This is a genomic window from Rhodococcus sp. NPDC079359, from assembly GCF_040702585.1.
GTDB lineage: Bacteria > Actinomycetota > Actinomycetes > Mycobacteriales > Mycobacteriaceae > Rhodococcoides.
In genome coordinates, this window is record NZ_JBFBLH010000015.1 from 40,600 (window position 1) to 52,601 (window position 12,002).

At 64.9% G+C, this 12,002-nt stretch carries 10 protein-coding genes; 7 read left to right on the forward strand and 3 right to left on the reverse strand.

Annotated features, from left to right (window positions below):
• The first annotated feature begins 30 nt into the window (after positions 1 to 30).
• The 7 genes from AB0362_RS24460 (at position 31) to AB0362_RS24490 (ending at position 9,081) form a co-directional block, all read left to right on the forward strand.
• Entirely contained in the window at positions 31 to 2,862 is a 2,832-nt protein-coding gene (locus tag AB0362_RS24460) for a DEAD/DEAH box helicase (protein ID WP_317810850.1), read from the forward strand.
• Entirely contained in the window at positions 2,862 to 3,614 is a 753-nt protein-coding gene (locus AB0362_RS24465) for an SWIM zinc finger family protein (protein ID WP_317810849.1), read from the forward strand. The genes AB0362_RS24460 and AB0362_RS24465 overlap by 1 nt, the downstream gene beginning before the upstream one ends.
• 78 nt (positions 3,615 to 3,692) lie before the next feature.
• The gene (locus AB0362_RS24470) at positions 3,693 to 5,201 is read left to right on the forward strand and encodes a CoA-acylating methylmalonate-semialdehyde dehydrogenase (protein WP_149408044.1); all 1,509 of its coding nucleotides are present in this window, start codon (positions 3,693 to 3,695) and stop codon (positions 5,199 to 5,201) included.
• Positions 5,202 to 5,208: 7 nt separating this feature from the next.
• Positions 5,209 to 6,348: an isobutyryl-CoA dehydrogenase gene (locus AB0362_RS24475; RefSeq protein ID WP_269595634.1), complete on the forward strand. Its 1,140-nt coding sequence runs from the start codon at positions 5,209 to 5,211 to the stop codon at positions 6,346 to 6,348.
• On the forward strand, positions 6,345 to 7,403 hold the full coding sequence (locus tag AB0362_RS24480; protein ID WP_317810848.1) for an enoyl-CoA hydratase/isomerase family protein: 1,059 nt from the start codon (positions 6,345 to 6,347) through the stop codon (positions 7,401 to 7,403). Before AB0362_RS24475 ends, AB0362_RS24480 begins: the two co-directional genes overlap by 4 nt.
• On the forward strand, positions 7,400 to 8,308 hold the full coding sequence (gene mmsB, locus AB0362_RS24485) for a 3-hydroxyisobutyrate dehydrogenase (RefSeq protein WP_317810847.1): 909 nt from the start codon (positions 7,400 to 7,402) through the stop codon (positions 8,306 to 8,308). Before AB0362_RS24480 ends, mmsB begins: the two co-directional genes overlap by 4 nt.
• Positions 8,305 to 9,081 (forward strand): enoyl-CoA hydratase, encoded by a 777-nt coding sequence (locus AB0362_RS24490; protein WP_317810846.1) that lies wholly within the window; start codon positions 8,305 to 8,307, stop codon positions 9,079 to 9,081. Before mmsB ends, AB0362_RS24490 begins: the two co-directional genes overlap by 4 nt.
• Before the next feature lie 19 nt (positions 9,082 to 9,100).
• Here the strand turns inward: AB0362_RS24490 and AB0362_RS24495 are convergent, their stop codons facing one another.
• The 3 genes from AB0362_RS24495 to AB0362_RS24505 form a co-directional block, all read right to left on the reverse strand.
• Complete coding sequence (locus AB0362_RS24495; protein ID WP_068048313.1) at positions 9,101 to 9,925, reverse strand: hypothetical protein; 825 nt, start codon at positions 9,923 to 9,925, stop codon at positions 9,101 to 9,103.
• A gap of 102 nt (positions 9,926 to 10,027) precedes the next feature.
• Positions 10,028 to 10,561 (reverse strand): MarR family transcriptional regulator, encoded by a 534-nt coding sequence (locus AB0362_RS24500; RefSeq protein ID WP_269595637.1) that lies wholly within the window; start codon positions 10,559 to 10,561, stop codon positions 10,028 to 10,030.
• A gap of 35 nt (positions 10,562 to 10,596) precedes the next feature.
• Positions 10,597 to 11,940, reverse strand: coding sequence for a DUF2254 domain-containing protein (locus AB0362_RS24505; protein WP_317810845.1), 1,344 nt, complete (start codon positions 11,938 to 11,940; stop codon positions 10,597 to 10,599).
• Positions 11,941 to 12,002 lie beyond the last annotated feature (62 nt).

Here is a 12,002-nt window from a genome sequence, read left to right on the forward strand (position 1 = left end):
TCTGTCGGTGCTTGCTGATTGGATGGACCGATGCTGCACGGTCTCTGGTCTCCCGGTGCCGGGCTGATGCTGTGGGACGACGAGATCACCACCGGGGATGAGCCCGACTTGCCGCCGACCCACGCGCACGTGCTCACCAGAACGTTTCGGCACCGTGCTGCGGTGTCGTTTCCGGCACCCGGACGCGCCGCCACCGCGCAGGCCCCGGTGCAGGTTCCGGCCATCGCACTCGCCCCGCACGACGGAGCCGATCTGCTGTTGCGGACGCCGCCGGACCACGCGGCGATCTCCGGTGACCTCCGTTACCTGGCGCATGTCGCCCGCGGAATCGAACGCTGGGTCCGCGGCGGTCGCGTCGTTCCGGCCCTGAAGTTGATGGACGGGCAGTGGTGGCCACGGTGGCGTCTGGTCGGGGGCGAGCGTCAACGTGCCTGGCTCAGCGAACTCGCCGTCGCGATGCCGTCGGTGCAGCGCGCAGGTGAGCGGCCCAAGAAGATTCTCGACGACATGGTGGAGGAGCTCACCGATCCGATCGTCAGATCGGTTCTGGGTAGACCCGACTCGGAGCATCCACTGTTGTCGGCTCTGGTTCGCGACGACCCGTATGCCGATGGCACCCAACAGATGTCGGCGTTGCTCGAGAAGTGGCGCGGAAGCCTCACCGTCGACGAACCCTCACTGGTGCTCCGGCTGCTCGAACCCGATGACGACGACGCCGTCGACAGTTCCTCCGAGGAAGCGGTGGAGTCGTACTGGACGCTGCAGGTGTGTCTGCGCGCGGACGGCGAAGCGCCGCGACCGGTTCCGATGAGCCGCAAGGTCGATGCCACGCTGCTCTCCATCGCTGTCCGCAAGCTCGGTGAGGCCGTGGCGGCGTACCCGAGACTGCGCGATCTGCCGTCTCAGGAAGGCACCCTGGATCTGTTGCTTCCGACGTCGGTGGTCATCGACCTCGTCGAACACGGTGCGACGGCACTGCAGGCCACCGGAACCACGGTTCTGCTTCCCCGGGCCTGGACGAGGCTCGATCCGTCGATGAGATTGCGCGTCGATACACCGGCGGTGACGAAAGCGGCAGCCGACCGGGCGGTCGGCATGGACGAACTGGTGTCCTACGACTGGCAACTCCAACTCGGCGACATGGTGCTCACCGAGGCGGAGATGAACAGGCTCGCCGTCTCGAAGGGCGATCTCGTGCGGCTCCGCGGTCAGTGGGTGCTCGCGGACGGCGGTCAGCTCGCGCGAGCCGCCAAGTACGTCGCCGAGCATCACGGTGACGGGACTGCGCTCAGCACGCTGATGCGTGAGATGACGTTGGCCGATCCGCCACCTGCTCCGGTCCAGGACATCCGCGCCACCGGCTGGGCGGCAACGTTGCTCGAACCCGGGGCGGTTCCGGAAACCATCCCGGTGCCCGACGGTGTGAACGCGACTCTGCGGCCCTACCAGCAACGCGGACTCGACTGGCTCGCGTTCATGAGCCGGCTCGGTCTCGGGGCGGTACTCGCCGACGACATGGGGCTGGGCAAGACGCTGCAGGTGCTGACACTGCTCGCGCACGAGAAGAGTGCGACGCCGACGCTGCTGGTGGCACCGATGTCGGTGGTCGGAAACTGGCAGCGTGAGGCGGCGAAATTCACTCCGGCACTGCGGGTTCTGGTACACCACGGTCCGACGCGACTACGCGACGAGGAGCTCGACCGGGCGATCGCCGAGCACGATCTGATCGTCACCACGTACGCGCTGATGGCCAAGGATCGCGCGCAGCTGGCGGAGCAGACGTGGCGTCGTGTGGTCCTCGACGAGGCGCAACACATCAAGAACTCGGGCACCGTGCAGGCCAAGGCGGCGCTCGCGATCCCCGCGGATCACAAGCTGGCGCTCACCGGAACGCCGGTCGAGAATCGTCTCGACGAGCTGAGGTCCATTCTCGACTTCGCCAATCCGGGCATGCTCGGTAGGCCGTCGGATTTCCGAAAGCGATTCTCGGTTCCGATCGAGCGCGAGAACGACGAGAACGCGGTTTCCCGTCTGCGCGCCATCACGTCGCCGTTCATTCTGCGCCGCGTCAAGACCGATCCGACGGTCATCTCGGATCTGCCCGAGAAGAACGAGATGACCGTGCGCACCAACCTCACGGCCGAGCAGGCTGCGCTGTACAAAGCGGTCGTCGACGAGATGATGGCGCAGATCGCCGACGCGAAGGGCATGAAGCGCATGGGCGCGGTGCTGTCCGCGCTGACTCGTCTCAAACAGGTGTGCAATCACCCTGCCCATTTCCTGTCCGACGGCTCGCCGGTGCTCAAGAGGGGGCAGCATCGTTCCGGCAAGATCGGCTTGGTGGAGGACATGCTCGACTCGATTCTCGGCGACAATGAGAAAGCGTTGTTGTTCACGCAGTTTCGGGAGTTCGGTGAGCTCGTGGCACCCTACTTCGCCGAACGGTTCGGCACCGAGGTGCCGTTCCTCCACGGCGGGGTGAGCAAGGCCAAGCGCGACGAGATGGTGGAGAAGTTCCAGAGCGACGACGGTCCACCGATCATGATGCTCTCGCTCAAGGCCGGCGGCACCGGGTTGAACCTCACGGCCGCCAACCATGTCGTTCATCTCGATCGTTGGTGGAATCCGGCGGTGGAGAATCAAGCGACGGACCGGGCCTTCCGCATCGGGCAGCGCAAGAACGTCGAGGTGCGCAAACTGCTGTGCGTGGGCACCGTGGAGGAACGGATCGACTCGATGCTCGTCTCCAAGCAGGACCTGGCGAATCTGGCGGTGGGCACCGGCGAGAACTGGGTGACCGAGATGGACACCGCGGAGCTGCAGGAACTGTTCCGCCTCAGTGAGGATGCGGTGGGGGAGTGATGGTCGACTTCTCGCAGTACGCCAAGCGTCGAAAAGCCAAGGGCGGCATCGAGTCCAGAAACAAGCGCGGCGCCTTCGGGCAGACGTGGTGGGGCAGGCATTTCGTGGCAGCCATGGAAGACCTCGCGGATCCGGGCCGGATCGCTCGGGGTAGAACGTATGCGCGCCAAGGGCAGGTGCTCACTCTCGGGGTCGAGCGCGGGCAGATATACGGCGAGGTGCAGGGCAGTCAGCTCGAGCCGTTCTCGGCCTCGGTCACCGTCGACCCGCTCACGCAGGGTGAGGTTGCCGCACTGGTCGGCCGGGTGCGTTCGAACCCCGGCATGCTGGCCGAGCTGGCCTCCAACGCCATTCCGCAGGCGCTGGCGTCGGTGTTGCTGCCGCACGACAAGGGGCAGCTCGATTTCGACTGCACGTGCCCCGACGACGGGTGGCCCTGCAAACACGCGGCGGCGCTGATGTACATCGCCGCCGAGCACATCGACGCATCCGCTGCCACCATCCTGACGCTGCGTGGAGTCGATCTCGATCAACTGATCGAGGGCGTCGGCGACGGGGACGACGAGTTCGACCCCGATGACTGGTTCGGCGATCGCGCGTCGTTCCCCGAACTTCCCCAGGTGTCGTTCGCTCCGGCGATGGACGATCTCGATCCGTTGATCCTGCGTCGAATTTTCCGCGCCGACGGCTCCTCCGAGGCCGAGGTCAGTCGCGCCGGTGCCGATCTGAGGCAGTTCTACGACCGAATGTGACGACTTCTGGACTTACGTGGACATCCGACTATAGGATGGGCGTACTTCACTTTCCACGCTCGAGGACGGACAAACTCCATGGCTCGCGAACTCACGCACTTCATCGGCGGCAAGCATGTCGCCGGCACCTCCGGAAACTTCGGGGACGTGTTCGACCCCAACACCGGCGAGGTTCAGGCCCGTGTTCCCCTGGCCGACGTATCCGAGGTCGAGGCCGTCATCGCCGATGCCGAACAGGCCCAACGTGAATGGGCCAAGTGGAACCCGCAGCGCCGAGCCCGAGTCCTGATGAAGTTCCTGGCGCTCGTCACTCGCGACACCGAGGAACTGGCCCGCCTGCTGTCCTCCGAGCACGGCAAGACGATCGCCGACGCCAAGGGCGACATTCAGCGCGGCGTCGAGGTCGTGGAGTTCGCCGTCGGCGTTCCGCATCTGCTCAAGGGCGAGTACACCGAGGGTGCAGGCGGCGGAATCGACGTCTACTCGATGCGTCAGCCGCTCGGCGTCGTAGCCGGAATCACCCCCTTCAACTTCCCCGCGATGATTCCCCTGTGGAAGGCCGGCCCGGCCATCGCCTGCGGAAACGCATTCATCCTCAAGCCCTCCGAGCGCGACCCGTCCGTCCCGCTCAAGCTCGCCGAACTCTTCCTCGAAGCAGGACTGCCGCCGGGTGTGTTCAACGTCGTCAACGGTGACAAGACCGCCGTCGACGTACTGCTCACCGACGACCGCGTCAAGGCGATCGGGTTCGTCGGCTCGACTCCCATCGCGCAGTACATCTACGAGACCGCAGCGAAACACGGCAAGCGCGCACAGTGCTTCGGTGGAGCCAAGAACCACGCCCTGGTGATGCCCGACGCCGATCTCGACGAGGTCGCCGACGCCCTTCTCGGTGCCGCCTACGGTTCCGCGGGCGAGCGTTGCATGGCCATTTCCGTCGCGGTTCCGGTCGGTGAAGAGACCGCGGATGCGCTCGTCGCCAAGCTCACCGAGCGGGTGGCGAAGTTGAAGATCGGTCGCTCCGACGACGAGGACGCGGATTTCGGCCCGCTCGTGGGTAGCGATGCGTTGAAGCGGGTCAACGACTACACCCAGATCGGTGTCGACGAGGGTGCCGAGTTGGTCGTCGACGGGCGCGGTTTCAGCCTCGAAGGCCACGAGGGTGGATTCTTCGCGGGCGCAACACTGTTCGACAGAGTGACGACCGACATGCGGATCTACAAGGAAGAGATCTTCGGGCCCGTCCTGATCGTCGTTCGTGCGAAGGACTACGAGGACGCGCTGCGCCTGCCCACCGAGCACGAATACGGCAACGGCGTGTCCATCTTCACCCGTGACGGCGACACTGCACGCGATTTCTGCTCCCGCGTCCAGGTGGGCATGGTCGGGGTCAACGTGCCGATTCCGGTACCGATCGCGTACCACACGTTCGGCGGTTGGAAGCGCTCGGGATTCGGTGATCTGAACCAGCACGGACCCGATTCGATCCGCTTCTACACCAAGACCAAGACCGTCACGCAGCGCTGGCCGTCGGGCACCAAAGAGGCTGCGGCACAGAATCACTTCGTCATTCCGAACATGGACTGATTCGGCGATGTTCACATTGAACGAGGACGAGCGGGCGATCAACGACACCGCTCGTGAATTCGCCGACGAGTTTCTGGCCCCGAACGCGATCGAATGGGACCAGAGCAAGCATTTCCCCGTGGACGTGCTGCGCAAGGCAGCGGGACTGGGAATGGGCGGCATCTACATTCGCGAGGACGTGGGCGGATCGGGTCTGACCAGAGTCGATTCGGTGCGGATCTTCGAGCAGCTGGCCACCGGTGACCCGTCCATCGCGGCATACATCTCCATTCACAATATGGTCGCCTGGATGATCGACACCTACGGAACCGACGAGCAGAGGCAGCGATGGCTGCCGGGCCTGTGCACGATGGATCAGCTGGGCAGCTACTGCCTCACCGAGCCCGGCGCGGGATCGGATGCCGCGATGCTCGGCACCAAGGCGGTCCGGGACGGTGACGAATACGTGTTGGACGGCGTCAAGCAATTCATCTCCGGCGCAGGCACTTCCGAGGTGTACGTCGTCATGGCGCGTACCGGTGCACCGGGCCCTCGTGGCATCTCCGCGTTCATCGTGCCGAAGGATTCGGCGGGACTGTCCTTCGGAGCCAACGAGAAGAAGATGGGGTGGAACGCTCAGCCCACCCGGCAGGTCGTTCTCGAAGGAGTCCGCATTCCGGCCGAGAATCTGCTCGGCAACGAGGGCGACGGGTTCCGCATCGCCATGAACGGACTCAACGGCGGACGCATCAACATCGCCGCGTGTTCGATCGGCGGAGCGCAGTCCGCCCTCGACAAGGCCGTTGCGTACCTGGCCGAGCGCAAGGCGTTCGGAGCACGGTTGCTCGATGCGCAGGCGCTCCAGTTCCGACTGGCCGATTTCAAGACCGAACTCGAAGCCGCCCGCACGCTGCTGTGGCGGGCCGCGGACGCGTTGCAGAACGATGCTGCGGACAAGGTCGAGATGTGCGCGATGGCGAAGCGTTTCGGAACCGACACCGGTTTCGAGGTTGCCAACGGCGCGTTGCAGCTGCTGGGTGGGTACGGCTACCTCAGCGAGTACGGCGTCGAGAAGATCGTTCGTGACCTTCGGGTGCACCAGATTCTGGAAGGGACCAACGAGATCATGCGAGTGGTTGTGGCGCGTTCGATCGTGGGTGCCGCATGAGCGACGTCATCCTCGAGGTCTCCGGCGGAATCGGTCGGATCACCCTGAACCGCCCCAAAGCGATCAATGCGCTCGATCATGCGATGGTGCGTGAGATCGCGCCGACGTTGGCGCAGTGGGCAACCGACGACGCTGTCGATGTCGTCCTTCTGACCGGAGCCGGTGAGCGAGGACTGTGTGCAGGCGGAGACATCGTCTCCATCTACCACGACGCCAAGGACGGTGGCAGCGGCAGCAAGGATTTCTGGCGCGAGGAGTACATCCTCAATGCCGCGATCGCTCGATTCCCCAAGCCGTTCGTCGCCATCATGGACGGCATCGTCATGGGCGGAGGCGTCGGGCTCTCGGCACATGCCAACACTCGCATCGTCACCGAGCGATCGAAGATCGCGATGCCCGAGGTCGGAATCGGTTTCGTTCCGGATGTGGGTGGTACGTACCTACTTTCGCGTGCTCCGGGCGAGATCGGCACCCACTTCGCGCTCACCACGGCGCGGATGAATGCCGGCGACGCCATCGCAGTCGGCTTCGCCGATCACTACATCCCGTCCGACAAGCTGGAAGACTTCTACTCGGCACTCGAGACGGTCAGCGTCGGAGAGGCCGTCGCGACGTTCAGCGAGCCGGCACCGGAGTCCACGGTTACCGGTCAGCAGGGATGGATCGACGAGTGCTATGCAGGCGACGACGTCCAGGGCATCGTCGACGCTCTGGCAGCCAGCACGGTGCCGGAGGCGCAGAAGTCCGCGGAGGACATCGCGTCCAAATCGCCTGTGTCGCTGGCCGTGACGCTGAGGTCGCTGCGCCGGGCGGCCACACTGCCGACGCTGGAGGCGGTGCTCGACGAGGAGTACCGCGTGTCGGTCGCATCCCTGAGCAGTCACGACCTCGTCGAAGGAATTCGAGCACAGGTGGTCGAGAAGGACCGCAACCCGCAATGGCAACCGCGTACGTCGGCAGACGTCACGCCCGAGGACGTCGACCGGTACTTCGCACCTCTCGGGGACGCGGAACTGGGCCTGTCGAACGCACACACAGAAGGTGAGCAGTCATGAGCGAGAAGACGATCGGCTTCATCGGCCTCGGCCACATGGGTGGACCGATGGCCGCCAATCTGGCTGCGGCCGGCTACACGGTGCAGGGCTTCGATCTGGTGCCCGCCGCGCTCGATCAGGCCACGAAGGACGGCGTCACCGTGGTCGAATCGGCCGTGGCCGCCGTCGCCGATGCCGACATCGTCATCACGATGCTGCCCAACGGCAAACTGGTACTCGGGTTGTACGCGGACCTGCTGCCCGCTGCCGCGCCGGGCACGTTGTTCATCGACTCCTCGACCATCGACGTCGCCGACGCGCACACCGCGCACAAGCTGGTGCACGAGGCAGGCCACCGCAGTCTGGACGCACCGGTCTCCGGTGGTGTCGGGGGAGCGGCGGCGGGAACGTTGACATTCATGGTGGGCGGTTCCGAAGAGGATTTCGCCTCTGCTGCAGCAGTTCTCGACGTCATGGGTCGCAAGGTGGTGCACTGCGGCGCAGCGGGCAACGGCCAGGCAGCCAAGATCTGCAACAACATGATTCTCGGAGTATCGATGATCGCCATCAGCGAGGCGTTCGTATTGGGGGAGAAACTCGGCTTGAGCAACCAGGCGTTGTTCGACGTGGCCTCGACTGCGTCCGGTCAATGCTGGGCACTGACGACCAATTGCCCGGTGCCCGGTCCCGTACCGACGAGCCCCGCCAACAACGAGTACAAGCCCGGCTTCGCCGCGGCGCTCATGGACAAGGATCTGGGCCTGGCCGCCAATGCACTGCGCGACAACGGTGTCGAGGGTGTCCTGGGCCTACGGGCGGCCGAGTTGTACGCTCGCTTCAAGGAAACAACCGGGGGCGGCACCGATGTGGACTTCTCCGGCATCATCAACGACATCCGCGAGCGCTCGAACGGAGCAGACCTGTGAGTGACTACGAGACCATTCTGCTCGAACGTCGGGGACGCGTCGGCATCATCACGCTCAACCGTCCCAAGACGTTGAACGCGCTCAATTCCCAGTTGATGCGCGAGGTCGTCTCGGTGGTCGAGGAACTCGACGCGGACTCCGACATCGGTGCAATTCTCATCACCGGTTCCGAACGGGCCTTCGCGGCCGGGGCCGACATCAAGGAGATGCAGCCCAAGTCCTACATGGACGTGTATCTCGACGACTTCTTCGCCGCCTGGGACCGACTGGCATCGGCTCGAACGCCGTTGATCGCGGCGGTGTCCGGTTACGCACTCGGCGGTGGATGCGAACTCGCCATGCTGTGCGACGTTCTGATCGCCTCGGACACCGCGGTATTCGGGCAACCCGAGATCAAGCTGGGCGTCATTCCGGGCATCGGCGGGTCGCAGCGCCTGACGCGTGCAGTGGGCAAGGCCAAGGCCATGGAGATGTGCTTGACCGGTCGCAACATGAAGGTCGAGGAAGCCGAGCGAGCAGGGCTGGTCTCGCGCATCGTGCCGGTCGCGGATCTCCTCGACGACGCCATCGCGACCGCCACCACCATCGCCGAGATGTCGCTGCCGGTCGCCATGATGGCCAAGGAAGCAGTGAACCGATCGTTCGAGTCGAGCCTTCGCGAGGGTGTTCTGTTCGAGCGCCGCGTGTTTCACTCGACCTTCGCCACCGAAGACCAGAAGGAAGGCATGTCGGCCTTCATCGAGAAGCGAACGCCGAACTTCCAGCACCGGTAGCGTCGCCTTGTGGGTCGCTCTACCTGTCGGGGGACAGGAGGGCGGCCCCGCGGGCCGAGACCAACTCCGGCATCGACGGCACCAGCGTCGTCAGGCCGGTTCGCAGCTCGAGTGACCGCGCGATCGAGGTGATGTTCGCGCCGCCGCCCACCACGACGATGGACTGCGGTCTGGCACCGGACAATTCGATGGTCTGCTCCACCAGCATGCCCGCGTACCGCACCGGTCCGGCGATCAGATCGTCGAAGTCACGTCGGGTCAGCACATGCCGCGCGGCACCGGATGGATCGGTGGTGCTGACGACGGAGTCGACGCTCAGTTGCTCCTTGATGGACCGGCTGGCGTCGATTCCGATACGAACACCGTTGGACGAGAGCAGCCGTCGAACCGAGTGATCGAGATCGTCGCCGCAGAACGTGGCAGTGCGCCGCGTCATGAGGGTGCGAGTGGACGCCAGGTCGATGACGGTGACAGTGGTTCCGGTGCTTCCGATATCGCACAACACAGTGACGCCGTGATTGGGCACCAGCCCGATGAAGCGCAGATAGCGCACCTGCGCAGCGGTTTCCGGAACGAGCGAGGCCGTGCGGGCCGTACCGCTGGTGGCGACCGAGCCGGGATCGGTGGCAACCCGATAGGCGATGGCGGAGAACTGAACCGGGAGCGACATCGTCGCGGCGATGGAGTGGATGGCGTCGACGCCGGTGGCGATCGTGGTGGACAGCGACTGACCCGGGGCTCGGCGCACCGTCCTGGACACGATGGGTGTGCGGTGGGGGCTGTCCAGATACGTCAGAATTGCGCGTGCGCCGTGCGCACCCGCCCCGACCCCCAAAACCAGCACCCCGCCCCGCCCTTCAGCAGATCGGCTCCGACCTGTTCCTGGAGCAATTGCACCACGAACGGTACGGGTGTGCCATTGTCTTGTGACGAGTCACGATCGAACTCAGAACGATGTAGTGATCTCGTCACTGTCGAAATCGCCTGCATCCGAACGTAGTTCCGCCAAGATCCGAACGAGCGCCAGTAATTTGTCCCGTGCCAGACCGGGGCGTGCGAACACCAGTGAGTTCAACCGCTCTGTGGCCTCGACGGCCAATGTGCGCCCCTGCTCGGTGATTTCGACCAGTGTGGTGCGCCGATCGCTCGGATGCGGGATGCGTCGAACGTATCCCACGGACTCGAGACGATCGACAGCGTTGGTCACGCTCGTGGGATGCACCTGCAGACGTGCGCTCGCCTTCGCCATCGGCAGAGCCCCGTTCTTGGTGAAGGTCAACAACGTCAGCAGCTCGTAGCGCGAAAAGGTCAGTCCCGTCGGCTTCAACGCTTCCTCGACCCGGGCGAGCATGATCTGCTGCGCGCGCATCAACGAGGTCACTGCGGCCATACCGTCGGCGGCGTCGGACCATCCGTGTTTGGTCCACTGGCGGTGTGCCTCTGCAATGGGATCGAGGGGAAGCGGAGACGGTGCTGGCATACCGACCATCCTCCCACGGTGTCCGGTTCCGGCGTCTACCGAATGACGACGCGAGGTACTGCGAGCGGAACTCGATCCGTGATCGCGGCGCGGGCAAGCGAGATCTGCTCGCGGGCTTCGGCTGTGCGGGCGGTATCGGTGTCGCCGGAGGCCAAGGTGCGGTCCAGCAAGTCCAGTTGAGTCAGTACGGCGTCGACGTTCTCCGAATCCTGTGCCGCACGACCCACTCGCTCGGCGAGGCGAATGCCGGCCTGCACCACCATGGGGCTGCCGGTGCCGTAGATCCGCACCGCATCGAGGGCATGGTCGATCAGTGACGGAACCGCGACGCGGCGGGTGATCACCCGAACGGTGCCGTCGGAGCCGCAACGAGCGCGGGAGGGCCTGGGACGCTGGACGACCGCGACCAGTCCGACCGTGAGATCGTCGATGGCGTTGCGTGCCGTGTACGGGTCGTTGACGCCCGTCGACAGGGCGCGCACAGCCATTTCGGTCATCTGCTCGACGGCGAAAGCGATGTCGTGCCGCGGTGTTCGACTGGTGCCGATGGCGAACGACCCTCGAACCCGTCCGACCGCGTCGGCGGAGATGTTCGCCGATCGATCGGCCAGAACATCGGCGAGCGGTTCACCGGCAACGACATGTTCACCGGGCACTCGATGAACATCGATCACGGTGTCGGTGTCGGCAGCGATGTTCAACACGGCGTCCTCGTCGATGTCGATGATCACCCCGGACTCCTCGGCCAGCACCGTGGTGTAGACGGGCGGCTTGACGACGCCCCCTGCCGACGCCGCATCGGTGGGTTGCTCGGGTGGGTAGAGCGCGTCGACGGACTCCGACAGTTCGTCGCGGACGCGGCCGGACAGCGTCGCCACCTGGATCGACTGTGCGATGTGATGAATGAAGTAGACGAGCACACCCACGTCGACCACCGCGAGTGCGACGGCAACGTTGACGGCGATGTCCGGCACGAAGACCGAGCCGTCGGATTCGATCGAGCGAATCGACCGCAGCACCATCAGCGAGTACAGGAACGTGGCACCGAAGATGCCGAGCACCACCTGATTGCCGCGGTCGGCCATGAAGTTGCGCACCAGGCGGGGGCCGTACGAGGAACTGGCGGTGGCGAGGACCGAGATGGTGATGGAGAACGACGTCGCAGCCACGCCGAGCATGGACCCGCCGATAGCGCCGAGGATGTCTCGGCTGCCACTGGCACCCACGTGATAGAGCAGCGAGCCCGTCAGATCCACCCGGGTATCGAGCAGATAGCGATCGAGACTGACCAGAGCCTGCGCGAGCACGAGTGCGACAACCCCGAGGACGGCGGGAATGAACCAGAACGATTCCCGCAGCTTCGCCATGTGTTCCTTCATGACGCACAGTCTTCCCGTAGGCGTCCGAATCAACCCTCGGTCTCGAATCCCGTCGCTCGACC

What these genes read in the sequence shown, in the direction of transcription:
- mmsB (WP_317810847.1), top strand. Translation starts at nt 7,400, where the DNA reads ATGAGCGAGAAGACGATCGGCTTCATCGGCCTCGGCCACATGGGTGGA.
- AB0362_RS24470 (WP_149408044.1), top strand. Translation starts at nt 3,693, where the DNA reads ATGGCTCGCGAACTCACGCACTTCATCGGCGGCAAGCATGTCGCCGGC.
- AB0362_RS24500 (WP_269595637.1), bottom strand. Translation starts at nt 10,561, where the DNA reads ATGCCAGCACCGTCTCCGCTTCCCCTCGATCCCATTGCAGAGGCACAC.
- AB0362_RS24460 (WP_317810850.1), top strand. Translation starts at nt 31, where the DNA reads ATGCTGCACGGTCTCTGGTCTCCCGGTGCCGGGCTGATGCTGTGGGAC.
- AB0362_RS24475 (WP_269595634.1), top strand. Translation starts at nt 5,209, where the DNA reads ATGTTCACATTGAACGAGGACGAGCGGGCGATCAACGACACCGCTCGT.
- AB0362_RS24505 (WP_317810845.1), bottom strand. Translation starts at nt 11,940, where the DNA reads ATGAAGGAACACATGGCGAAGCTGCGGGAATCGTTCTGGTTCATTCCC.
- AB0362_RS24480 (WP_317810848.1), top strand. Translation starts at nt 6,345, where the DNA reads ATGAGCGACGTCATCCTCGAGGTCTCCGGCGGAATCGGTCGGATCACC.
- AB0362_RS24465 (WP_317810849.1), top strand. Translation starts at nt 2,862, where the DNA reads ATGGTCGACTTCTCGCAGTACGCCAAGCGTCGAAAAGCCAAGGGCGGC.